The sequence below is a fragment of the Cupriavidus sp. 09_S30 genome, from assembly GCF_056930435.1.
In genome coordinates this window covers 902,339-926,068 of record NZ_JBXOWI010000001.1, presented here as the reverse complement: position 1 = coordinate 926,068, position 23,730 = coordinate 902,339, and the positions used below count along the sequence as shown (strand labels likewise).

The 23,730-nt window shown below is 66.4% G+C and carries 19 protein-coding genes and 5 tRNA genes; 10 read left to right on the top strand and 14 right to left on the bottom strand.

Annotation, left to right across the window (positions count from 1 at the left end; all coding sequences use genetic code 11):
- Positions 1–109: 109 nt before the first annotated feature.
- The 3 genes from AC1Z3O_RS04380 to acs form a co-directional block, all read right to left on the bottom strand.
- A tRNA-Ser gene (locus AC1Z3O_RS04380) sits at positions 110–200 on the bottom strand.
- A 61-nt stretch (positions 201–261) separates the two neighbouring features.
- Complete coding sequence (locus tag AC1Z3O_RS04375; RefSeq protein WP_483513826.1) at positions 262–2,313, bottom strand: sodium:solute symporter family protein; 2,052 nt, start codon at positions 2,311–2,313, stop codon at positions 262–264.
- Positions 2,314–2,406: 93 nt separating this feature from the next.
- The gene (gene acs / locus AC1Z3O_RS04370; protein ID WP_483513824.1) at positions 2,407–4,389 is read right to left on the bottom strand and encodes an acetate--CoA ligase; all 1,983 of its coding nucleotides are present in this window, start codon (positions 4,387–4,389) and stop codon (positions 2,407–2,409) included.
- 445 nt (positions 4,390–4,834) lie between these two features.
- On the opposite strand from acs, the gene AC1Z3O_RS04365 reads away from it, so the two are divergent.
- Positions 4,835–6,358, top strand: a complete 1,524-nt coding sequence (locus tag AC1Z3O_RS04365) for a fumarate hydratase (protein ID WP_483513823.1) — start codon at positions 4,835–4,837, stop codon at positions 6,356–6,358.
- Between the two features lie 111 nt (positions 6,359–6,469).
- Positions 6,470–7,318, top strand: a complete 849-nt coding sequence (murI, locus tag AC1Z3O_RS04360; protein ID WP_483513821.1) for a glutamate racemase — start codon at positions 6,470–6,472, stop codon at positions 7,316–7,318.
- Positions 7,319–7,360: 42 nt separating this feature from the next.
- Here murI and AC1Z3O_RS04355 read toward each other — a convergent pair whose 3' ends face one another.
- The gene (locus AC1Z3O_RS04355; RefSeq protein WP_483513819.1) at positions 7,361–9,661 is read right to left on the bottom strand and encodes an AAA family ATPase; all 2,301 of its coding nucleotides are present in this window, start codon (positions 9,659–9,661) and stop codon (positions 7,361–7,363) included.
- Between the two features lie 417 nt (positions 9,662–10,078).
- Here AC1Z3O_RS04355 and AC1Z3O_RS04350 point away from each other — a divergent pair, with 417 nt between their 5' ends.
- The 4 genes from AC1Z3O_RS04350 to AC1Z3O_RS04335 all read left to right on the top strand — a co-directional run bounded on the left by AC1Z3O_RS04350 (position 10,079) and on the right by AC1Z3O_RS04335 (position 12,591).
- The gene (locus AC1Z3O_RS04350) at positions 10,079–10,741 is read left to right on the top strand and encodes an energy transducer TonB (RefSeq protein WP_483513817.1); all 663 of its coding nucleotides are present in this window, start codon (positions 10,079–10,081) and stop codon (positions 10,739–10,741) included.
- Positions 10,742–10,796: 55 nt separating this feature from the next.
- Positions 10,797–11,528 (top strand): MotA/TolQ/ExbB proton channel family protein, encoded by a 732-nt coding sequence (locus AC1Z3O_RS04345; RefSeq protein WP_483513815.1) that lies wholly within the window; start codon positions 10,797–10,799, stop codon positions 11,526–11,528.
- Positions 11,529–11,571: 43 nt separating this feature from the next.
- Entirely contained in the window at positions 11,572–11,985 is a 414-nt protein-coding gene (locus AC1Z3O_RS04340; RefSeq protein ID WP_483513813.1) for an ExbD/TolR family protein, read from the top strand.
- 279 nt (positions 11,986–12,264) lie between these two features.
- Positions 12,265–12,591: a hemin uptake protein HemP gene (locus AC1Z3O_RS04335; protein ID WP_483517513.1), complete on the top strand. Its 327-nt coding sequence runs from the start codon at positions 12,265–12,267 to the stop codon at positions 12,589–12,591.
- A 162-nt stretch (positions 12,592–12,753) separates the two neighbouring features.
- Here AC1Z3O_RS04335 and AC1Z3O_RS04330 read toward each other — a convergent pair whose 3' ends face one another.
- From AC1Z3O_RS04330 to AC1Z3O_RS04320, 3 genes are all read right to left on the bottom strand, one after another.
- Positions 12,754–13,161, bottom strand: coding sequence for a heme-binding protein (locus tag AC1Z3O_RS04330; protein WP_483513811.1), 408 nt, complete (start codon positions 13,159–13,161; stop codon positions 12,754–12,756).
- A gap of 177 nt (positions 13,162–13,338) precedes the next feature.
- Positions 13,339–13,599, bottom strand: coding sequence for a hypothetical protein (locus AC1Z3O_RS04325; RefSeq protein ID WP_483513809.1), 261 nt, complete (start codon positions 13,597–13,599; stop codon positions 13,339–13,341).
- A gap of 323 nt (positions 13,600–13,922) precedes the next feature.
- Positions 13,923–14,240: a hypothetical protein gene (locus tag AC1Z3O_RS04320; RefSeq protein ID WP_483513807.1), complete on the bottom strand. Its 318-nt coding sequence runs from the start codon at positions 14,238–14,240 to the stop codon at positions 13,923–13,925.
- Positions 14,241–14,403: 163 nt separating this feature from the next.
- Between AC1Z3O_RS04320 and AC1Z3O_RS04315 the strand changes: the two genes are divergently transcribed.
- Positions 14,404–14,490 (top strand) — tRNA-Leu (locus tag AC1Z3O_RS04315).
- Positions 14,491–14,514: 24 nt separating this feature from the next.
- Here AC1Z3O_RS04315 and AC1Z3O_RS04310 read toward each other — a convergent pair.
- The gene (locus AC1Z3O_RS04310; RefSeq protein WP_483513805.1) at positions 14,515–15,618 is read right to left on the bottom strand and encodes a YeiH family protein; all 1,104 of its coding nucleotides are present in this window, start codon (positions 15,616–15,618) and stop codon (positions 14,515–14,517) included.
- A gap of 103 nt (positions 15,619–15,721) precedes the next feature.
- Between AC1Z3O_RS04310 and AC1Z3O_RS04305 the strand changes: the two genes are divergently transcribed.
- Entirely contained in the window at positions 15,722–16,630 is a 909-nt protein-coding gene (locus tag AC1Z3O_RS04305) for a LysR family transcriptional regulator (protein ID WP_483513803.1), read from the top strand.
- Between the two features lie 2 nt (positions 16,631–16,632).
- Here AC1Z3O_RS04305 and AC1Z3O_RS04300 read toward each other — a convergent pair whose 3' ends face one another.
- The 6 genes from AC1Z3O_RS04300 to uvrC all read right to left on the bottom strand — a co-directional run bounded on the left by AC1Z3O_RS04300 (position 16,633) and on the right by uvrC (position 21,583).
- On the bottom strand, positions 16,633–17,865 hold the full coding sequence (locus AC1Z3O_RS04300) for a cation:proton antiporter domain-containing protein (protein ID WP_483513801.1): 1,233 nt from the start codon (positions 17,863–17,865) through the stop codon (positions 16,633–16,635).
- 435 nt (positions 17,866–18,300) lie between these two features.
- Positions 18,301–18,374: transfer RNA gene (locus AC1Z3O_RS04295), tRNA-Cys, on the bottom strand.
- A 113-nt stretch (positions 18,375–18,487) separates the two neighbouring features.
- Positions 18,488–18,563 (bottom strand) — tRNA-Gly (locus tag AC1Z3O_RS04290).
- A gap of 84 nt (positions 18,564–18,647) precedes the next feature.
- Positions 18,648–18,723: transfer RNA gene (locus AC1Z3O_RS04285), tRNA-Gly, on the bottom strand.
- 155 nt (positions 18,724–18,878) lie between these two features.
- On the bottom strand, positions 18,879–19,478 hold the full coding sequence (pgsA, locus tag AC1Z3O_RS04280; RefSeq protein WP_483513799.1) for a CDP-diacylglycerol--glycerol-3-phosphate 3-phosphatidyltransferase: 600 nt from the start codon (positions 19,476–19,478) through the stop codon (positions 18,879–18,881).
- 86 nt (positions 19,479–19,564) lie between these two features.
- Entirely contained in the window at positions 19,565–21,583 is a 2,019-nt protein-coding gene (gene uvrC / locus AC1Z3O_RS04275) for an excinuclease ABC subunit UvrC (RefSeq protein WP_483513797.1), read from the bottom strand.
- A gap of 178 nt (positions 21,584–21,761) precedes the next feature.
- Between uvrC and earP the strand changes: the two genes are divergently transcribed.
- Together earP and efp are read left to right on the top strand one after the other, a co-directional pair.
- Positions 21,762–22,913, top strand: coding sequence for an elongation factor P maturation arginine rhamnosyltransferase EarP (earP, locus tag AC1Z3O_RS04270; RefSeq protein ID WP_483513795.1), 1,152 nt, complete (start codon positions 21,762–21,764; stop codon positions 22,911–22,913).
- A gap of 188 nt (positions 22,914–23,101) precedes the next feature.
- The gene (gene efp, locus AC1Z3O_RS04265; protein WP_483513793.1) at positions 23,102–23,662 is read left to right on the top strand and encodes an elongation factor P; all 561 of its coding nucleotides are present in this window, start codon (positions 23,102–23,104) and stop codon (positions 23,660–23,662) included.
- The last annotated feature ends 68 nt before the right edge of the window (positions 23,663–23,730 follow it).

Below are 23,730 nucleotides of genomic sequence, written 5' to 3'. Positions count from 1 at the left end.
AGGCACTGCGAACCGCGCCGGGATCGTGGCCCGCCGGGATCGTGCCGTTCGACAGACCAAAAAAAAATCCCTGCAAGTCTTAGAACTTGCAGGGATTTCATTCTTATTCTGGCGGAGAGAGGGGGATTCGAACCCCCGATGGGCTATTAACCCATACACGCTTTCCAGGCGTGCGACTTAAACCACTCATCCATCTCTCCGGGAAGTCCGCGATTATAGCAGAGTTGCCTAGCGAAGCTAGTACTTCGTGACGGAAGATGTTCAACCCTTGCGCAAGTAGCCTACCAGCCTGTCGATCACCGGCGAGTTGCGCGGCGTCAGCAGGCTGACGACGATGGCGACGACGAAGCCGGCCGGCACGCCGAAGGCGCCGGAGGCGATCGGGTCGACGCCGAACCAGCGGTCGCCGAAGATGCCGGTCATGCGCGTGAAGAAGGGATAGTTGACGAAGATGTAGTAGATCGCCACGCCGAGGCCCGCGGCCATGCCGGCGACGGCGCCGGCCGCGGTGGTGCGGCGCCAGAAGATGCCAAGCACCAGCACCGGAAAGAAACTGGAGGCGGCCAGCGAGAAGGCGGCGCCGACCAGGAACAGGATATTGCCCGGCCGCAGCGAGGTGACATACGAGGCGAACAGTGCCACGCCAAGCAGCACCACCTTGGCCGTGGTGACGCGCCGCTGGTGGCTCGCCTGGCGATCGACCATATGGTAGAAGACGTCGTGCGAGAGGGCATTGGCGATGGTCAGCAGCAGGCCATCGGCCGTCGACAGCGCGGCGGCCAGCGCGCCGGCGGCGACCAGGCCCGAAATCACGTAAGGCAGCCCGGCGATCTCGGGCGCGGCCAGCACGATCATGTCGGGCTGGATCAGGATCTCGGCCCACTGCACGATGCCGTCGCCGTTGACGTCGCGCAGCGTGAACACTGGCGGGTCGACCTTGCGCCATTGCACCACCCATTGCGGCAGTTCGGCATAGGGCGTACCCACCAGGTGCTGCAGGAACTCCGCCTTCACCAGCGCCGCCAGCGCCGGCGCCGAGACGTAGAGCAAGGCGATGAAGAACACGGCCCAGGCCACCGACCGGCGCGTTTCCTTGACCGAGGGCGTGGTGTAGAGCCGGGTCAGGATGTGCGGCAGGCTGGCGGTACCCAGCATCAGGCAGAACACCAGCAGGACGAAGTTCAGCCGCTTCGTGTTGCGCTCAGCCTCTGTCGCCGCGGGATAGGGTTCGGTGGACGAGGTTGACGGCAGGCTGCGCGCACGCGCCTCGTCGCGCATCTGCGTCCACTGCCGCTGCGCTGCCGCGGCATCGCGCGGGTACGCAGCGCGCTCGCGCTCGAGGTCCTTGATCTCGCGCAGCGGCGCGTTGCGCGTGCGCAGCTCTTCCAGCCGCGCGGACAGCGCCTCGCGCTCCTCCTCGAAGGACTGTGGCAGCCGCACGATGCGCATCTGCAGTGCCGCCGCCTTGTCCTGGTAGTACTGCCTCACCGCTTTCTCAGCGGGGTCTTGTTCGAGCCGGCGCTCCTGCTGGTCGATCTGCGCCAGCAAGGGGCCATAACTCAGCTGGGGCAGCGCCTGGTGGTGGTGCTTCCACGCGATCATCGACACCGTCACCAGGAAGGCCACGATCAGCATGATGTACTGGGCCACCTGGGTCCAGGTCACGGCGCGCATGCCGCCCAGGAAGGAGCAGACGAGGATGCCGGCCAGCCCGAAGAACACGCCTACCGCGAACTCGACGCCGATGAAGCGCGTCACCACCAGCCCCACGCCCTGGATCTGCGCCACCAGGTAGACGAAGGAACAGAGCGAGGCGGCCAGCACGGCGATGCCGCGCACCGGCAGGTTGCCGCCCGGCTTGCCGTTGCCGTAGCGCGCAGCGAGGAAGTCGGGGATCGTGTAGCCGCCGTACTTGCGCAGGTACGGCGCGAGCAGGAAGGCCACCAGGCAGTAGCCGCCGGTCCAGCCCATCACATAGGCCAGGCCTTCATAGCCGGAGGCGAAGACGATGCCGGCCAGGCCGATGAAGGAGGCCGCGCTCATCCAGTCGGCGGCGATCGCCATGCCGTTGTACATCGCGGGCACGCGTCGGCCCGCCACGTAGTACTCGGTCAGGTCCGAGGTGCGGCAGATCAGCCCGATGCAGGCATAAATGGCGATGGTGACGAAGAGGAAGACATAGCCCAGCCACAGGGCGTCACTACTGGAGTGCTCCAGCAGCGCCATCATGCCGACGAAGCCGAACAGCCCGAGGGTGAACAGGCTGTAGTACAGCCTCAGCCGGCGGCGAAAGCGCGACTGTTCGTCTGGCATCGTGTGGATGGCGAAGCGGGCCGGGCCCGGGACAGCGCGGCACGCGGCGGGGCACCGCATCGGTGCCCCGCCGTCATGCCGCCCCTGCCCCGCTCAGCGGGCCTGCTTGAGTTGGTCCAGGATATGGGGGTTTTCCAGCGTCGAGGTGTCCTGGGTGATTTCCTCGCCCTTGGCCAGCGAACGCAGCAGGCGCCGCATGATCTTGCCGGAGCGCGTCTTGGGCAGGTTGTCGCCGAAGCGGATGTCCTTGGGCTTGGCGATCGGCCCGATCTCCTTGCCCACCCAGTTGCGCAGCTCGGTGGCGATCTGCTCGGCCTCGTCGCCTTCCGGCCGTGAGCGCTTGAGCACGACGAAGGCGCAGATGGCTTCGCCGGTCATGTCATCGGGCCGGCCCACCACGGCGGCTTCCGCCACCAGCGGGTTCGCCACCAGCGCCGACTCGATCTCCATCGTGCCCATGCGGTGGCCCGACACGTTGAGCACGTCGTCGATGCGGCCCATGATGGTGAAGTACCCGGTGTCCTTGTCGCGGATCGAGCCGTCGCCCGCGAGATAGAGGGTGCCGCCGAGCTCCTCGGGGAAATAGCTCTTCTTGAAGCGCTCTGGATCGCCCCAGATGGTGCGGATCATCGCCGGCCAGGGCCGCTTGACCACCAGGATGCCGCCATTGCCGTTGGGTACGTCCTGGCCCGTCTCGTCGACGACGGCCGCCATGATGCCAGGCAGCGGCAGCGTGCACGAGCCCGGCACCAGCGGCGTCGCACCGGGCAGCGGCGTGATCATGTGGCCGCCGGTCTCGGTCTGCCAGAAGGTGTCGACCACCGGGCAGCGCTCGCCGCCGATATTGTGGTAGTACCACATCCAAGCCTCGGGATTGATGGGCTCGCCCACCGTACCCAGCAGGCGCAGGCTGGAGAGATCGTACTGCTTGGGATGGACCTTCGGGTCGGCATCGGCGGCCTTGATCAGCGAGCGGATCGCCGTCGGCGCCGTGTAGAAGATGCTGACCTTGTGGCGCTGGATCATTTCCCAGAAGCGGCCGGCGTTCGGATAGGTCGGCACGCCCTCGAACATCACCTGGGTGGCGCCGGCGGCAAGCGGGCCGTAGGCGATGTAGGTGTGTCCGGTGACCCAGCCGATGTCGGCGGTACACCAGAAGAGATCGTCGGGCTTGATGTCGAAGGTCCAGCGCATCGTCATCAGCGCCCACAGCAGGTAGCCGCCCGTGCTGTGCTGCACGCCCTTGGGCTTGCCGGTGGAACCCGAGGTGTAGAGCACGAAGAGCGGGTGCTCGGCGTCGACCGGCACGGCCTCGCAGGTGTCGGCCTGGCCGGCGGACAGGTCTTCCATCCAGCGGTCGCGGCCTTCGGTCCAGTTGACCTTGCCGCCGGTGCGCCGGTAGACGATGACGTTCTTGACGGCCTCGCAGCCTCCCAGCGCCAGCGCCTCATCGGCAATGGCCTTCAGCGGCAGCGCCTTGCCGCCGCGCATCTGCTCGTCGGCGGTGATCAGCGCCACGGCGCCGACATCGACCAGGCGTTCCTGCAGCGACTTGGCGGAGAAGCCGCCGAACACCACCGAGTGCGTGGCGCCGATGCGGGCGCAGGCCTGCATGGCCACCACGCCCTCGACCGACATCGGCAGGTAGATCACCACGCGGTCGCCCTTGTTGACGCCCAGCGACTTCAGCCCGTTGGCGAAGCGGCACACGCGCGCATGCAGCTCGCGGTAGCTGACGCGGGTGACCGTGCCGTCGTCGGCCTCGAACACGATGGCCGTCCTGTCGGCATTGCCGTTCTGCAGGTTGCGGTCCAGGCAGTTGTAGGAAGCGTTGAGCTGGCCGTCCTCGAACCACTTGTAGAACGGCGCGTTGCTCTCGTCCAGCACCTTGGTGAACGGCTTGCTCCAGACCAGCAGTTCGCGCGCGTGGCGTGCCCAGAAACCCTCGTAGTCGCGCTCGGCCTCGTCGCACAGGGCCCGGTAGGCCCCCATGCCGGAAATGGCCGCCTTGTCGGCGAACGATGCGGGGGGATTGAAGACGCGATGCTCTTGCATCACCGATTCGATGGCGGACATGACGTTGTCTCCTGTATTAGCTTGGCTGCGTGGCTGCAAACTTACGCTTGGTGGCTTACTGAATCCTGACGCTGGCTTGCCGCAGGACTGCATCCGCCTTTGCTGCAATGCAACGCAAGCGATGCGGGCGCACGGCTGGTGCCGCTTGCACAGCCAATGTGCAGCCTTCTTCATTAGGCTAGCACAGCTGCCCGGCGATGGCGCCGTTCGCGGCGGATACCCGCACGCCATACTCTGCCATTCCCATGCACGTGCACATGCCCGTGCGCCTGTGCGCGATGGCGCCGATCGTCATCCGGCCCGTCCACCTGCTCGAGCGGCCTTCACCGACGACAGCCGGCGCACGGGCCGCCCCTGAATGTGGACCAATGTATGCAAGCAGGCAACCCCGCCCGGCTGGGTGTATGATTGCGGGCTAAGTCCCACCGCATGTCCTCCCCACAACATGACCGTCATCAAGCAAGAAGACCTCATCCAGAGCGTCGCCGACTCCCTGCAGTACATCAGCTACTACCACCCGATGGACTACATCACCAGCCTGGGCCGTGCCTATGAGCTGGAGCAGAGCCCGGCGGCCCGGGATGCCATCGCGCAGATCCTGACCAACAGCCGCATGTGCGCTGAAGGCAAGCGCCCGATCTGCCAGGACACCGGCATCGTCACCGTGTTCCTGAAGGTCGGCATGAATGTGCGCTGGGATGGCGCCACGCTGAGCCTGGAAGACATGGTCAACGAGGGCGTGCGCCGCGCCTACAACGACCCGGACAACAAGCTGCGCGCCAGCGTGCTGGCCGATCCGGCCGGCAAGCGCGCCAATACGAAGGACAACACCCCGGCGGTGATCAATGTCTCCATCGTGCCGGGCGACACGATCGACGTGATCGTCGCGGCCAAGGGCGGCGGCTCCGAGGCGAAGTCCAAGTTCGTGATGCTGAACCCGTCCGACTCGATCGTCGACTGGGTGCTCAAGACCGTGCCGACCATGGGCGCCGGATGGTGCCCGCCGGGCATGCTGGGCATCGGCATTGGCGGCACCGCCGAGAAGGCGATGCTGCTGGCCAAGGAAGCCCTGATGGAGCCCATCGACATCCAGGACCTGATCGCGCGCGGCCCGTCGAATCGTGCCGAGGAACTGCGCATCGAGCTGTACGAGAAGGTCAACGCGCTGGGCATCGGCGCGCAGGGCCTGGGCGGCCTGACTACCGTGCTCGACGTGAAGATCAAGGACTACCCGACCCATGCCGCCAACCTGCCGGTGGCCATGATCCCGAATTGCGCCGCCACCCGCCACGCGCACTTCACGCTGGACGGCAGCGGCCCGGCCAAGCTGGAAGCGCCTGACCTGTCGCAATGGCCGCAGGTCGAGTGGGCACCCAACACCGAGACCTCCAAGCGCGTCGACCTGAACACGCTGACGCCCGAGGAAGTGGCTTCGTGGAAGCCCGGCCAGACCCTGCTGCTGAACGGCAAGATGCTGACCGGCCGCGACGCCGCGCACAAGCGCATCGTCGACATGCTGGCCAAGGGTGAGACCCTGCCAATCGACTTCACCAACCGCGTGATCTACTACGTGGGCCCGGTGGATCCGGTGCGCGACGAAGTGGTCGGCCCGGCCGGCCCCACCACCGCCACCCGCATGGACAAGTTCACCGAGACCATGCTGGCGCAGACCGGCCTGATCTCGATGGTCGGCAAGGCCGAGCGCGGCCCGGTGGCGATCGAGGCCATCCAGAAGCACAAGTCGGCTTACCTGATGGCCGTGGGCGGCGCCGCCTACCTGGTCTCCAAGGCCATCCGCGGTGCCAAGGTGCTGGCCTTCGAAGACCTCGGCATGGAAGCCATCTACGAGTTCGACGTGAAGGACATGCCGGTCACGGTGGCCGTCGACAGCTCGGGCACCTCGGTGCACAAGACGGGCCCCGCCGAGTGGCAGGCCAAGATCGGCAAGATCCCCGTCGCAGCGGCCTGAGCCTGACCGCCTTGTGACACTTGTGACAGCCTCGCTGTCCGCGAAAGCCGGGTCATCCGACCCGGCTTTTTCATACCCGACGCTCCGACTGCCCTCTCCCCGTCCGTGACCATGTCCACGAACAATGCGCCCATCGGCATCTTCGATTCCGGCCTCGGCGGCCTGTCCGTGCTGCGCGAGATCCGCGCGCTGCTGCCGCATGAATCGCTTCTCTATGTCGCCGACTCGAAATACGCGCCCTATGGCGAGAAGCCCGAGCGCTTCGTCGAGGCGCGCACGCTGCAGGTGTGCCGGTGGCTGGCGGACCAGGGTTGCAAGGCACTGGTGATCGCCTGCAACACCGCCACCTCGCATGCGGTGCAGACCTTGCGCGAGACGCTGGCGCTGCCCATCATCGGCGTCGAGCCCGGCCTGAAGCCGGCCGCCGCCGCCAGCCGCAGCAAGGTGGTGGGCGTGCTGGCCACCGCCAACACGCTCAAGAGCGCCAAGTTCGCGCGCCTGCTCGCCTCGCTCGAGGGCGAGAGCCGCTTCGTGTGCGCGGCCGGCATCGGCCTGGTGCCGGCAATCGAGCAAGGCGACGTCAGCAGCCCCGCCGTGCGCACCCACCTGGCGAACTACCTGGCACCCATGCTGGAGGCGGGCGCCGACACGCTGGTGCTGGGCTGCACACACTACCCCTTCCTGATGGATACGCTGCAGGATATGGTCGGCGACCGGCTCGCGATGATCGACACCGGCGACGCCGTGGCCAGGCAGCTGGCGCGCAAGCTCGCCGAGCATGGCTTGGCAGCGGCCCCGGCCGGCCCCGGCGCGCAGCCGTTCACCCGCTACACCACCACCAAGGAAGCCGGCCACCTCCACGGCATGGTCTCGGCACTGCTGCACGTGGATGCGGAGGCGGAAACCGTGGTAATCGAGCCGGCGCCACCGCTGGGCGAGGCCGTCGCCGTCGCCTCCTGAGCCGCACGCCGCGCCGCTTCCCACTGCCCCGCCCGGCGCTGACTACTGCAGGAACCCCAGCGGCCGGTGCTGCCGCACCTCCGGCTTGACCGCGTGCTCCTGGCGCAACTGCGCCAGGAATTCGTCCGGCGTCAACGCCTCGCCTAACAGCACACACTGGCGCTTCACGGTGGCGAAGTCACCCGGCGTCAGGCAATCCATCACGCCAAGCTCGCGGCGCATCGGCTCAGTCAGCGCTGCCGCGTCGCCATCGAGCGCTTCGTCGACGAACATCGCCATCCGCTGCGCCGGCTTCAGCGGCAGGAAGCGGATCTTGAACGAGAAGCGGCGCAATGCCGCCTCGTCGATGCGCTCGAACAGATTGGTGGTGCAGACGAAGATGCCGTTGAAGCGCTCCATGCCCTGCAGCATCTCATTGACCTCGGACACCTCGTAGTTGCGTACCGCGTTCTGCCGGCTCTGCATGAAGCTGTCGGCCTCGTCGAGCAGCACCACGGCGCCGTCTTCCTCCGCCCGCGCGAACATCGCAGCGATCTGCTGCTCGGTCTCGCCCACATACTTGCTCATCAGGTCGGATGCCCGGCGGATCATCAGCGGCAGGTCCAGCGCCGCGGCGATGTGCTCCGCCAGGGCGGTCTTGCCGGTGCCGGGCGGCCCGAAGAAGCACAGGGTGCCGCGCTGGCGCACCTGGAGCGCCTGGATGATCTTTTCCACCGCGTAGCGGGTTTCCAGGTTCAGGTAGTCGAGCCGGTAATGCGTGACCACCGGGCGCGCCTCCGCCTCGGGACGCAAACCCATGGCGCGGTCCGCGTGGTCGAGCTGGCGCAGGATCAATGCCTCGGCCGGCTCCTGCACATCAGGCCGGGCCAGCTCGACGAAGCGCGCAGCCGACTGCACCTGCGCCGGCGTCAGCGTCTTGCGCGCGGCCAGCGCGGCGATGAAGGCATCGCTGACATCCAGCCCCTGCAGGTGCTTGCGCAGGATGTTCTCGCGCACCACCGGTGGCGGCACTTTCAGCTCCAGGTGGAACTGGAAGCGGCGCAGGTAGGCCGGATCGATCTGGCGGATCGAATTGGAGATCCAGATCACCGGCACCGGGTTCTGCTCCAGCGTCTGGTTCACCCACGCCTTGCCGTTGACCGAGCCGCGCGCATCGTCGTGGCCGAACAGGCTCATCAATTCGCGCGCGCTGCCGGGAAAAACATCCTCGACCTCGTCGAACAGCAGCGCGGTGCGCGGGCGACCGCGCAGGAAGGCCTGCGAGACCTGCAGCGAGCGGTAACGGTCCTTGCCCGACAGGCTGTTGCCGTCCCGGTCCAGGCAATCGACCTCGTAGAGCTCGCACCCGGCCTCGCGCGCGATCAGCCGCGCGAACTCGGTCTTGCCCGTGCCGGGCGGCCCATACAAGAGGATGTTCACGCCCGCGGCGTGCTGGCGCGTGGCATTGCCCAGCAGCGCCGAGAGGTAGCGCGCGTCGGTCTCCACATGCGGGTAGTCGGAGCAATCCAGCGTCGGCGGCGCGGCCGGCCGGGTGAAGACGGCCATCATCTCCGCCTCGTCGGCATAGTTGCCCAGCAGCACGTGCAGCAGCCGATCGGACAGGCGCATCAGGTCGCCAAGGTCGGTCACGCTGTTCTCGGGCAGGGGCTGCTCGATCAGGTTCAGCGTTTCCAGCCGCGAACCGGGCCGCAGCGAAACCGCGACTTCCGCGGGGCTGGCCCCGGTCAGGCCGGCCAGGATCTGGAATGCCTCCTGGCTATGCGCCACCTTGCAGTCGACCATGACCGCCCGCAGGTCACGCTTGTACTTTGCCAGCGCGGCATAGAGCAGCAGCTTGCGCTCGTGCTCCGGCAGGTCGAGCACGCGGCTGAGCATATCGATATTACGCACGAGCAAGACCCGCTCGCCGTCCAGCCGCGCGGCAATGGCGGCGGCCGAGACCTCGAACACGGCGTACATGTCCTTGGCCTGGTACTTGACGTACTCGTCGAGGTAATAGAACAGCGCGCTCTCGTCGAAGGCGCTGTTCCACTGGCCATGGCGATCCAGGAACTCCGCTGGCGGCAGGCGGGCCGCCCCCTTCCAGGCAGGCATGTCAGCGCAGCGTGCCGCGAGGAAGCGCTGTACGCGCAGCACCACGCCGTACGGCCACACCATCTCCTGGGCGCTGACCGTCAGCACGTCATTGATATTGCTGCGCAGGTTGAAGCGAGGCCCCAGCGCGCAGACCACGCGCAGGGCGAACTGCGCGCACATCCAGTCGAGCGCCGAACTGGTGCCGGCCCCGGGGGCGGCGCGCAGGACGGTCGAACGGTCCTCGTCGGCATTGCGGGTGAATTCCATGGCTTCGTCCCCTCGCTCAGGCCGCTGCGCGCCGGTGCGGGCGGCCAGTTTCTTCCTATCCTAGCGCGCTTTATGGCTTGCGAAACATTGCCGCCGACCCTCGGTCGGACGCTGCGTTCCTTTGTCGCGGGGTAGGCGCCGGATCGCGATCAGCGGTATAAAGGCGGCTGTGCCCGCGTTTCGCGCCCATGAGGCGCGAAAGGCAACAAATAAGAATCATTATCGTTTATACTGACACGCTGCCAGAGAGCGGCGCTCCCACGGCAACCCGGTTGAAGGAGCGTTTACCATGGAACTGTTGCTCAGCCTGCTGGTCGGTTGTGGCATTTCGCTTATCCTCTTCTATCGCAAGTAAGCCAGGCCAGACGTCCATCGCGCCATGCGCAGCCAGCTCTGTAGCGACACCTGCCGTTTCCCATGTTCGATCAACGTTTCTTCAAGATCACGCTCGCCGTCCTGTTGTTCCACGCCGGGCTGCTTTACCTGATCCAGAGCGGTCTGGCCCGCAAGTTCACGGAAACCGTGATCTCGCCGGAGATCGTCGCGCGCATCATCCCGCTGGAGCCGGCGCAACCGCCTGCCCCGCAGCCGCAGCCGCCCAAACCCCAGCCCAAGCCCGAGCCGCCGCGTCAGGTCAAGGTCACCACGCCCAAGCCGCAGCCCCAGCCGCAGCAGGCCAGGATCGAACCCGTGCCGGCTCTGCCGCCCACCCCCAATGCGATCGCGGCGCCACCCGCTCCGCCGGCTCCGCCCGCCCCGCCCGCGCCGGCCGAAGCGCCTGCTCCGGTATCGAGCGCGCCGCGCGCCGTCGGCATCGGCGAGATCCAGTGCACGCCGCCGCAGCCGACCTACCCCTCGCAGTCTCGCCGCATGGGTGAAACCGGCCGGGCCGTGGTGCGTCTTACCACTGATGACAGCGGCAAGGTGGTCAAGACCAGCGTGGTCAACAGCAGCGGTTCGTCGCGGCTGGACCAGGCTGCGGAAGACGCGGTCAAGCGCATGCGCTGCAAGCCCTATCTTGAAAACGGGCGTGCCGTCGCGGTGACCGCGCAGCAGCCGATCGCCTTCGAGCTCAACTGATCAACGGATCCCCTGATCCATCCCATTCCATCCCGACCTACCAGGAACCACCAACATGCAGGACCTCGGACTCTCCCACCTCTGGGCGCAAGGCGATTTCGTCATGCGTGCGACGGCCATCATTCTGCTCATCATGTCGCTGTCTTCGTGGATCGTGATCCTCACCAAGGCGTGGGATCTCATTCGCCTGAAGAAGATGGCGCACGGTGCGGAAAAGCGCTTCTGGCACTCCGACGACTTCGACCACGCGCTCGAGACCCTCGGTGCCAACGACGCCAACCCCTTCCGCACATTGGCCATCACCGGCAAGGAAGCCGCCCAGCACCACCGCGCCAGCCAGCCTCAGCTGCATGACGTGATGGACATCTCCGACTGGCTCACCCGCACGCTCAAGAGTGCCATCGACGACGCCGTCGCTCACATGCAGTCGGGCCTGGCCGTGCTGGCTTCGGTGGGTTCCACCGCCCCCTTCGTCGGCCTGTTCGGCACGGTCTGGGGCATCTATCACGCGCTGATCGGCATTGGCGCCTCGGGCGTGCCGACCATCGACAAGGTTGCGGGCCCGGTGGGCGAGGCGCTGATCATGACCGCCTTCGGCCTGGCCGTGGCGATCCCGGCCGTGCTCGGCTACAACGCCCTGACGCGCGGCAACAAGTCGGTCATCTCCAAGCTCAACCGCTTCGCGCATGACCTGCACGCCTATTTCGTGACCGGTGCACGCGTGCGCCCGGGCGTGGCACGCGGCGCCGACGACAGCTCGGTGCGCCTGGCCGTCAAGAACCCTTGAGATCCGCGCGAGCGGTTCCCGCCAAGTCCCAAAGGAAGTCATCATGGCATTCGGCACTCTGGAAAGTGACGACAACGAGGTGATGAGTGAAATCAACATGACGCCGCTGGTCGACGTCATGCTGGTGCTGCTGATCATCTTCATCATCACCATCCCCGTCATCAACCACGCGGTGAAGATCGACCTCCCGCGCGCGACCAACCAGCCCAACGACACCAAGCCGCAGAGCATCAACGTGTCGATCGACGCGAGCGGCAAGGTGTTCTGGAACCAGGCCGAGGTCGACGAGGCCACCCTGGACACCAAGATCGCCCAGGCCGCCCAACAGCAGCCGCAACCCGAGCTGCATCTGCGCGCCGACCGCGAAGTCCGCTACGAGCGCGTGGCGCAGGTGATGGCGGCGGCGCAACACGGCGGCCTCGGCAAGATCGGCTTCATCACCGAACCCAAGCACTGAGCGCGTCAAGGCGCTGCGCGCCTTGCCCGCACGACAAAAAGGCATCCCGACGGATGCCTTTTTCTTTGCCCCTACCCGCGCCGGGGGTGCCGCTTCTTATTGGAACCAGCTCCCCCTCTTGCCTCCTGTTCCGCCCGCGCTTGCCTCGCTGGCACCGGCATATTTGTAAAGTTTCGTGAGCTTCATTGTATTGATAACCATTCTCATTTAATATCGAGCGCACCTGAAAATCCACACGCCGGCAGCGCCGGCACCCGCCAAGACCACCGGAGCCTGATGATGAGCACCTTTGCCCTGCCGCTGTCGCAACCGCGCCAAGTCACGCGCCGGCGTCTATCCCTACGCCGCGTCGAAGTGAGCCCGGCCCAGCCACGCCGAGAGACGCCGGCAGCCACGGCCATCGAGACGGTGAAGTCCGCCGTGGCGGCCTTGCCCGCCCGCCTCGAGGCCCTCGTGCGCGACAACCGCGCTGCCACGCCCGCCACCGGCGAGCCGGTCGCCGTCGAAACGCTGATGCGTGGCGCCGGTACCCTGCCCCTCCTCCACAATGGCGAGGTTTACACGCTGCGGATCACGCGCTACGGCAAGCTGATCCTGACCAAATAGCGGAACAAGACGGAGCAGCAAGCAGAAAGGCCGCCTGATGGCAGCCTTTTTCCATGCAAACGGGGCGCATCTGCGCCCCGTTCTCATTAAATCAGCACCCCTGCGGCATGGCCGCGCGGGATGCTGTCACCGGATCGGACAATGCCTGACCGATGCGCCCGCTCAGATACCCAGGGCGGCGATGCCGGCGCGCGCAATCTGCGCGTCCTCGGTCGACTTGACGCCCGACACACCCACCGCACCGACGACCTGTTCGTTGACGACGATAGGCACGCCGCCTTCCAGCATGCCTTGCAGCACCGGCGCCGTCATGAAGGAGTAGCGGCCGTTGTTGATCATGTCCTCATAGATCTTCGACTCACGGCGGCCCAGCGCCGACGTGCGGGCCTTTTCGGCAGCGATATAGCTCGAGATCGGCGCGGCGCCGTCCAGACGCAGCAAGGCAAGCTGGTGGCCACCGTCATCTACCACAACGATCGTGACCGCCCAGTGATGGTTCTTCGCCTCGGCCTCGGCTGCGGCCAGCACCTTCTTCACGTCATCAGCCGTCAGCACGGTTTTCTGCTGCATACCACTCTCCTCGGAAATCAATACGGAACAAGAGCCGGCAGTATAGCCTCTGCGTGGAGGCAGCCGCCATGGCCGAAAGGACGCCAAAAAAGCAAAAAACCCGCAACATCTGCGGGTCTTTCTGTGGCCGTGGCCGGTCTCGGGCGCCGATCGGGGGAGATCAGGCAGCCCGCGGCATCAGACGCCTTCCGAGAACGGGTCGCGGCGATCGCCGATCTTGGCACCATCGCTATAGGGATCGACCTTGCCCAGCTTGGCGCCGTCGGTGTAGGGATCGACCTTGCCCATCTTCGCACCGTCGGTGTAGGTGTCCACCTTGCCCATCTTGGCGCCGTCGGTGTACGGATCGGCCTTGCGCGGAGCAGCTTGGGCCGAAACGGAAAGTGCCGACAGGGCGGTCAGGGCGGCGAGTGCCACCAGGCTGGATTTGATCTTCATGTCGCGGTGATCCTTGTATATTTTTTGCGAGTCTTCACCGCCCTGCCCTGACGCATATGCGTCGCACGTGTCATGACGGTGTCACAGCGATAATGTAGGGGAAAACCCTAGGGCGAAGTGACACAGACTTTGATGAGTCACTTCAATTTTTTTGACCCTAACGTTGACAGGGTAAATCGACGGGAACCCTGCATCACTTTCGACATCGCCTGCGCCTTCCGGGTGCACCAATGACAACGGCAAGGGCTCCTTGCGGAGCCCTTGCCGACTTACCGATAAAGGATGACCGACTGCCCGTCGATCACGCGGGCCGCCAGCGGCCCTCAGTCACGCCAGCGGCCGTGTCCATGCCCCCGCCAGTGTCCTCGCGGGCCATAGTAGCCGGGGCCATAGTAGTAGCCCGGACCACCGTAGTAGACCGGCGCCGGCCGCACCACCACAGGCGGCGGGCCATAGTAGACGGGGGCTGGCGCCACTACCACCGGGGGCGGCGCATAGTACGCGGGCGGCGGATAGTATGCCGGGGCGCCGATCACCACGCCAGGCACGCCAATCGCCACGCCGACGCTGACGTGAGCCATCGCTGCACCTGACGCCAGCGCAACCGCAGCGCCAAGACCTGCAAGCATCCAACGCTTCATGATCGTGCCTCTTTTTGTGACGGTGTTGATACCGTTATTTTAAGTACTGGGCAAAATCCAGGTGCAACGGCGAAGGCGACATTGTTACCAAGCGTAACCATGCACAAGGTGGCGGCCTGCTTGCATCCAACCGCCCAAACCACCACAATACCGGGCTTGCCGGGCGGCCGTGGAGAAATTGGTAGACTCAGCAGACTTAAAATCTGCCGCCTTCACAGGCTTACGGGTTCGAGTCCCGTCGGCCGCACCAGCATCAGCGGGCGCCCCGCACCGATCAGGCCATCAGGGCGCACAACGCGGCGCCAGCCACCATCAGGAACACGAACAGCATGCCGGCCAGGGCCAGCGGCCGGCGGCCGGCACGCAGCAGGTCGCCGATGCGGGTATGCAGGCCGATGGCCAGCATGGCGCAGGCGAGCAGCCAGTTGTCCAACGCTACCAGGCTGCCCATCCACGACTGGGGCACCATGCCGGCCGAGTGCACGGCCATCACCGCCACGAAACCGACGGCGAACCAAGGCACCGATTTCAGCACGGCACGCAGGCCGCCCGCCCGGCCCTGCCCATCGCGGCTTCCCGTGCGCTGCCACAGGGCCATCGCCAGCAGCAGCGGCCCGAGGGCCAGCACACGTACCATCTTGACCACTACAGCCGCATCCGCCGTGGTGTCGCTGACCATCTTGCCGGCGGCGATCACCTGCGCCACTTCGTGCAGCGTCGCGCCGGTGAAGATGCCGAACAGGCGCTCGGTGACGGGCCAGTGCCATTGATGCGTGGCCAGCGTGAACAGGTAGGGATAGAGCAGCATGCCGACCGTGCCGAACAGCACCACCGTCGCGACCGCCACAGCCGTCTGCTTGTCATCGGTGCGCAGCACCGAAGACACGGCGATGGCCGCGGCCGCGCCACACACCGCACTGCCCGCGCTGACAAGGATAGCCTCGCGGCGGCTCAAGCCGAACACCGAGGTTCCCAGCCACGTCCCCACCGCCAGCGTGGCCACCAGCATGGCCAGCGGCACCACCACACCCGATACGCCAAGCGCCGCGATCGCCCCGAAGGTCAGGCGCAGGCCATAGAGCGCGACGCCGATGCGCAGCATATGGTGCCGCGCCACCTGCATTCCCGGTGCCAGCGGCGCCAGCCATTCGCGCGGCATGGTATTGGCCGCCACCATGCCGGCGCACATCGCCAGCGTCAGCGCGCTCAGGCCATAGCGCGAAATTGCCGGGTGGTCCGCCAGCACCATCGCCAGCCAGGCAACGGCGCCCAGCGGCAGCAGAGTCAGCAGGCGCGTGCGCCAGCTCGGCAGTGCTGCCGCCTGCGCGCCTGGAGTGGATGCGATATTCGGTGCGCCTTGGGCGGAAAGAGTCGACATGGCAGGCTCCGGTCCCTTCGTGTATCTCGATGGCCTGAGAGTAGAGCGCCCCAATTAATCTGTGAAACGGGTAATATCGCTATGATCTACCCACTTTATCGATATGGAACAACGCCCACTGCGGCTGACGCTGCGCCAGCTCTCCGTTTTCGTCGCCGTTGCCCAGCACGGCAGCACAGTGGCGGCCGCCGACGCCCTGGCCATGTCCCAATCGGCCGTCAGCGCGGCGCTGGCCGAACTCGAGCGCGCGCTGGGCGGTCCGCTGTTCGACCGTGTCGCGCGGCGCCTCAGCATCAATGAGACCGGCCGGCTCTTTTTCCCGCGCGCCCTTTCCCTGCTCGACCAGGCCTACGAACTGGAGCGCTTCCCGCTGCAGGCCGGCGTGCAGTTGAGAGTCGCCGCCAGCAATACCATCGGCAGCTACATCCTGCCGGCCTTGCTGCGTGGATTCCGCGACAGCCAGGCCGGTCCCTGCGCGCTGGACATGCGCATCGGCAACACGCGCGAGGTACTGCAATCGCTGCTGCAATTCGAGGCCGACCTCGGCCTGATCGAGGGCACCAGCCATGAACGCGACCTGCGCAGCACACACTGGTGCGATGACGAGATGGTCGTGGTGGTGGGCGCCTCGCATCCGCTGGCACAGCGGCCGGTCAGCCGGCAGGCGCTGCGCGAGGCAGACTGGATCGTGCGCGAACCGGGTTCCGGCACACGCGAAATCATCGAGCAGCGCCTCGTACCCGCCCTCGGGGAGCTGCGCTTCGCGCTGGAGCTGGGCAATGCCGAGGCGATCAAGCGCACCGTGTTGAGCGGCTACGGCATCAGCTGCCTGTCATTGCACGTGGTAGGCGAGGAATTGGAGCGCGGTGCGCTGGTGGCATTGCGCGCGGGCATCCCGCCGCTGGTCCGCCCGCTGCAGCTCGTGGTGCACGAGCACAAATACCCCACCCAGGGCCTGCTGGCCTTCACGGAATACCTGCGCCGCGCCGCGCCGCACACCAGCAGCGCCTGAACTCAGGCCGCGGGCGACTCACTGGCGCGGGCGAGCTTGGCAGTGTAGCGATCCAGCAGATGGAACAGCAGCGGGTTCAGCATGATCGACAACAGCGCACCGGCCACGACCAGCGCCTGCGCGCGTTCCGGCAGGATCTTCAGATAAACGCCCAGGCTGGCGAGAATGAAGGAGAACTCGCCGATCTGCGCCAGGCTGGCGGCAATCGTCAGGCCGGTGCGGGCGTCGTGCCCGAAGGCCCGCACGATGCCCAGCGCCGCCACCGACTTGACCACCAGGATGATGAACAGAGTGGCCAGGACACCCCAGGGATCCGAGACCAGCACGGCCGGATCGAACAACATGCCGACCGAGACGAAGAAGAGCACAGCGAAGGCATCGCGCAGCGGCAGCGATTCCTCGGCGGCACGATGGCTGAACTCGGATTCTGCCAGGACCATGCCGGCGAAGAAGGCGCCCAGCGCGAACGACACCCCGAACAGGTAGAAGGCACCGAAGGCCACGCCCAGCGCCGTCGCCAGCACGCCCAGGCGGAACAGTTCGCGGCTGCCGCTCCAGACGATGCGCTCCAGCATCCACGGAATGAAGCGGCGGCCGATCACCAGCATCACCGCGACGAACGCCGCCACCTTGCCCAAGGTATAGAGCACAGCCAGCAGGATATCGCCGGCACTCGGCGTTGCTGCGCTGGCGTTGCCCTCGCCCGGTGCGAGCAGGCCGGCCAGCGCCGGCAGCAGCACCAGCGTCAGCACCATCGCCAGATCCTCCACGACCAGCCAGCCTACGGCGATGCGGCCTTGCGGGGAGTCGACCAGGTCGCGGTCCTGCAGCGCCTTGAGCAGCACCACCGTACTGGCCACGGACAACGCGAGGCCGAAGACCAGACCCTGCCCCCATGACCAGCCCAGCCCCCAGGACACCGCCATCCCCAGCAAGGTGGCGATGCCGATCTGCGCCACGGCACCGGGGATCGCGATCTTCTTGACCGCCATCAGGTCCTTCACCGAGAAATGCAGGCCGACGCCGAACATCAGCAGGATCACGCCCAGTTCGGCAAGTTCCGGCGCCAGTGTCTGGTCGGCGGTGTAGCCAGGAGTATGGGGACCCACCAGGATGCCCGCGCACAGGTAGCCGATCAGCGGGGGCAGGCGCAGCCGCGCCGCCAGCGCACCCAGCAAGAACGCCAACACGATGCCGCCGACGATGGTACTGATGAGCGGGGAGGCGTGATGCATGCGTTCTCGGTTCCTGATAGCAGCCGCGGGGGCAATGGTGGAAAGCATCCGCCAGCGCCGAACGATGGCCAGCACTGTTCACTGACACCCAGGCGCGCCCGGCGGGAGACCGTGCCGGCGCGCAACTCTGCTGCTCGGAAAGGCGGAAAACGGGAATGTCGCCACAGGCGCGCAAGCAAGAGAAAGCAAGACTGCTTGCGGCCGGATGCTGGAGGCCCTGACAGAGCGGCCCCGCGTGACCCGCACGGAAGTGTGCGGGCGACTTCTCATAATGTAACACGATCATCCGCGCGCAAGACGCGGCAAATCGGTCGGCCTGGCGCACCGGCGCCATTGACGCGCACGCGGACAGAAGCTGCCGGTGGCAGTGGCCCCTCGTCGGCGGCACACAAAGCAAAAAGCCCTGAAGCACAGGCTTCAGGGCTTTCATCAAACTGGAGGCGGAGGTCGGAATCGAACCGGCGTACACGGCTTTGCAGGCCGCTGCATGACCACTCTGCCACCCCGCCAGGTGACGCGCTCTGGATTGTATCCGCATTTACCGATCGCTGCCGGCGTGCCGGATGCGACTAGTGGGGCACCAACCCAAAATAAAAGGGAAGCGCTGCTTCCCTTTGGGATTTGGAGCGGGAGACGAGTCTCGAACTCGCGACCTCAACCTTGGCAAGGTTGCGCTCTACCAACTGAGCTACTCCCGCGCACTGCTACAACACTACTGCAACTACTAGGCTTGCCCGCCACAGCCTCGACCTTGTCGATCGTCTGGCGTTCTCGCCGAAACCTGGAGCGGGAGACGAGTCTCGAACTCGCGACCTCAACCTTGGCAAGGTTGCGCTCTACCAACTGAGCTACTCCCGCATAAGCACCGCAACTTCCTGCGGCTAACTGTCGCTTTCTGCAGCCTTCTCGCGCCAGCTTCGCCTTATCTCGCTGATTTCGTTTGCATCGTCAGCAGCGAGAACAAGATTATTGCAAAGGAGGTATAGCGCCGTCAAGCACTTTTTTGCATTCCCTCACTTTTGCGCGGGGGCTTCGCCGACGAGCGCGCTGCGCTCGCGGATCTGCGGCCAGGCGAGCTTCATGTAGTACACCATCGACCACAGCGTCAGCACCGCGGCCAGGTAGATCATCCAGGTGCCGAGCATGGCGGCGTCGACGTGGAAGAGCGGGCCGTTGAACAGCAGCAGCGGAATGGCAATCATCTGGAAGGTCGTCTTCAGCTTGCCCAGGAAGTTGACGGCCACGCTCTTGGAAGCGCCGATCTGCGCCATCCACTCGCGCAGCGCGGAGATCGTGATCTCGCGGCCGATGATGACCAGCGCGATCAGGTCCGTCACCCGCCCCAGCGCCAGCAGGGTCAGCAGCGCCGCCGTGACCATCAGCTTGTCGGCCACCGGGTCGAGGAAGGCGCCGAAGGAAGAAGTCTGGTTCCAGCGCCGCGCCAGGAAGCCGTCCAGCCAGTCGGTGACGGCCGCGATGATGAAGAAGATTGCCGCCGTCAGGTTCTTGGTGGGCATCGGCACCCATGCCTCGGGCAGATAGAACACGCCGACCACGAGGGGAATCATGGCGACGCGGAGCCAGGTCAGCAGAATCGGAATATTCAGGGGCATGGGGGTCTGCGCTCGGGATACGGCGGTGGACAACCTTGCGATTGTCGCCGATTTCCCGACCGGAGGGTCATTCTGGCATTTCCCGCTCAGTGGAGCTGGCGGTAGATCTCCTCGGCCAGGGTGCGTGAAATGCCCTCCACGCTGGCCAGTTCGTCAACGCTGGCAGCGATCACGCCACGCAGGCCACCGAAGCGCGTCAGCAGCTTCTGGCGCCGGCGCGCCCCGATGCCCTCGATCTCTTCGAGCCGCGACGTGGTGCGCGCCTTGGCGCGGCGCGCGCGCATGCCGGTGATGGCGAAGCGGTGCGCCTCGTCGCGGATCTGCGCCACCAGCATCAGTGCCGCGCTGCCCGGCCCCAGCTCCAGCGCCGGCCGGCCGTCGGCGAACACCAGGGTCTCCAGCCCGACCTTGCGCCCCTCGCCCTTGGCCACGCCGACCAGCATGCCGATATCCAGGCCGAGCTCCTCGAAGACCTGCCGCGCCACCTCGACCTGGCCCTTGCCCCCATCGATCAGCACGATGTTGGGCATGCGCTCCTCCTCGCCTGCCGCGGCTTCCTCGCTTTGCTCGACCAGCTTCTGGTAGCGGCGCGTCAGCGCCTGGCGCATGGCCGCGTAGTCGTCGCCCGGCGTGATGCCCTGGATGTTGTAGCGCCGGTACTCGCTGTTCTGCATCTCGTGGTGATGGAACACCACGCAGGACGCCTGCGTCGCCTCACCCGCGGTGTGGCTGATGTCGAAGCACTCCACGCGCAACTGGGAGAGCTCGTCGAGATCGAGGCTGATGGTCTCCGCCAGCGCACGCGTGCGCGCCTGCTGGCTGCCCTGCTCGGCGAGCCGCCGCGCCAGCGCCAGCGCAGCGCCCTGCTGCGCCATCTCCAGCCAGGCGCGGCGCTGGCCCTGGGGCTGGCGCACCAGCGAGACCTTGCGGCCGGCCTGCATGGCCAGCGCCTCGACCAGTGCACGGTCGGCCGGCAAGTGGCTGACGACCAGGATGGGCGGCGGCGGCTGGTCCAGGTAGTGCTGCGCCATGAAGGCCGACAACACGCCCGCGGCGATCCGTTCTACGGAGGGACCGCTGCCGGCGACCGCATCGGCGCTCACATCATGGCCCGCACCGCCCCCCGTCTCGCCGGCAGCGGCCGCAACTTCGCCAGAGCCGCCCTCGGCCAACTCGTCGTCGCCGACGATCATCGCGGCCTCGTCGGCATGCGCCGGAAAATAGGCGCGGTCGCCCAGATGGCGCCCGCCGCGCACCATGGCGAGATTGACGCAGGCGCGGCCGCCTTCGACCGCCACGGCCAGGATATCGATATCGCGCGCCAGCCCCACCTCCTCCACCGCCTGCCGGCTGAGCACAGTGGAAAGCGCCGCGATCTGGTCGCGCACCGTCGCCGCCTGCTCGAACTCCAGCCGCTCGGCATGCTCTTCCATCTTGGACTGCAGGCCCGCGAGGACTTCGGTCTGCCTTCCCTGCAGGAAGTCCGCGGCATTGCCAACGTCGCGCGCGTAGTCCGCCTCGCTGATCGCGCCCACGCAGGGTCCGGTGCAGCGGTGGATCTGGTGCAGCAGGCAGGGGCGCGTGCGATTGTTGAAGACTGTGTCCTCGCACGTACGCAACTGGAACACGCGCTGCAGGATCTGCATGCTTTCGCGCACGGCATGCGCGCTGGGGAAGGGACCGAAGTACTGGTGCTTGCGGTCGGTAGCCCCCCGGTAGTAGGCCATGCGCGGGTAGCGATGCCCGCTCAGCTTCAGGTAGGGATAGGACTTGTCGTCGCGGAACAGGATGTTGTAGCGCGGCGCCAGCGCCTTGATCAGGTTGTTCTCCAGCAGCAGCGCTTCCGCCTCGGTGCGCACCACGGTAGTCTCGATCTGCGCGATCTTGGCCACCATCATGGCGATGCGCGGCGACAGCTGCGTCTTGTTGAAGTAGCTGGAGACGCGCTTCTTCAGGTCGCGCGCCTTCCCCACGTACAGCACACGCCCCTCGGCGTCGAGATAGCGGTAGACGCCGGGCAGGCCGGGCAGCCGCGCAATGATGGCCTTCGGGTCGAACGCCGGCTCGGGCGACCCGGCAGTGGAAGCGGATTCCTGCTCAGACATGGAAAGGTTTGGGAGAGGCGATGGGCGCCGCCGCAAGGCGCGGGCGGAACACGCTCTAAAATCGCAAGTTTAGAGCAATCTCCGGCGGGCGCTGCCGCTCCGGTCGTGGCCATGCCACCGGCCGGCTCCTTGGCACCGATCCCTGGCCGATCTGCGCTCTCTATCCTTGAGCCCTGCCATGCCCATCCGTTCCTGGGACATCTTCTGCACCGTGGTCGACAACTTCGGCGACATCGGCGTCTGCTGGCGCCTGGCGCGCCAGCTGGCGCAGGAACACGGCCACGCCGTGCGCCTCTGGGTCGACGACCTGGCCAGCTTCGCACGCCTGGCGCCCGAACTCGACCCGGCCGCAGCGCGGCAGCGCATTGCCGGCGTCGACATCCGCCCCTGGCCGCGCGATGACGCCCCGGCCGCAGCGGCCTTCGCCCAAGTCACGCCGCATGACGCCGTGATCGAGGCATTCGCCTGCGCACTGCCCGAGACCTTTCTGGCGCGCATGGCCGCGCAGGTGCCGCGCCCGGCCTGGATCAACCTGGAATACCTGAGTGCCGAGCCCTGGGTGCGCGAATACCATGCCATGCCCTCGCCGCACCCGCGGCTGCCGCTCACCAAGCACTTCTTCTTTCCCGGCTTTGAACCCGGCACCGGCGGCCTGCTGCGCGAATCGGCGCTCGGCGCCCAGCGCGACACCTTCCTCGCCAGTCCGTCGGCCCAGGCCGCCCTGTGGCACCGCCTGGGCGCGCAACCGATCGCGGGGGCACTGAAGGTCAGCCTGTTCGCCTATGCCAATGCCGCCCTGCCGACGCTGTTGCGCCAGTGGTGCGAAGGCCCCGGGCCGCTGCAATGCCTGGTTCCGCTCGGCCTGGCCGCTGACCAGGTGGCGGCCTGCCTGGGTACCCAGGCACAGGCAGGCACCAAGGTGGAACGAGGCCAGCTCACGGTGCACTTCGCGCCCTTCGTGCGCCAGGAGCACTACGATGAACTGCTGTGGGCCTGCGACCTCAACTTCGTGCGCGGCGAGGATTCCTTCGTGCGCGCGCACTGGGCCGCACGGCCCTTGGTCTGGCAGATCTATCCCCAGGCGGATGACGCCCACCGGATCAAGCTCGACGCCTACCTCGCCCTGGCCGCCCGCCATGCCGATGCGGCCGCGACGCAGGCCGCCTTCTGGCGCGCCTGGAACGGCTATGGCGGCGAGCCGGATTGGCTGTCGTTCCATGCACATCTTCCCGCGCTGCAGGCCGACGCAGAACGCTGGCAGCGCCGCCTGCGCCACCTCGGCGACCTGGCCGCGAATCTCGTGGCTTTTTGCGAGAATCAGGTAGAATAATGGGTTGATTTGATGGCGACCGGCCCGGAAAACCGGGGGCAGCGACCGCTTAAGCGGGTGCACCTGGAGCGTCGGTTCGACGCGCAGCGCCGGTGGGGAATTGCAGCGGATCCTGGGTCTGCAACGCGCCAGCGCGCATCATCGCCATCCCCCAATCCGGGACATTCTTTTTCAGGAAATCAGTTCAGATGAAAATCGCACAAGAACTCCGCGTCGGCAACGTGTTCATGATGGGCGGCGACGCGATGGTGGTGCAGAAGACCGAATACAACAAGTCGGGCCGCAACGCTGCCGTCGTCAAGATGAAGTACAAGAACCTGCTCACCGAGGCACCGGGCGAGTCGGTGTTCAAGGCTGACGACAAGTTCGAAGTGGTCGTGCTCGAGCGCCGCGAGTGCACCTACTCGTACTTCGCCGACCCGATGTACGTGTTCATGGACGCCGACTACAACCAGTACGAAGTCGAGCAGGACAGCATGGGCGACGCGCTGCACTACCTCGAGGACGGCATGTCGGTGGAAGTGGTGTTCTTCAACGACAAGGCCATCTCGGTCGATCTGCCGACCTCGCTGGTCCGCGAGATCATCTACACCGAACCCGCCGTCAAGGGCGACACCTCGTCGGGCAAGGTGCTCAAGAGCGCCAAGATCAACACCGGCTTCGAACTGCAAGTGCCGCTGTTCTGCAACATCGGCGACAAGATCGAAATCGACACCCGCACCGGCGAATACCGCAGCCGCGCCAACTAAGCAGGCGCGCGCCCGCCGACATGGCGGGCCGGACACGAAAAAGGGCAGCCTCGGCTGCCCTTTTGCTT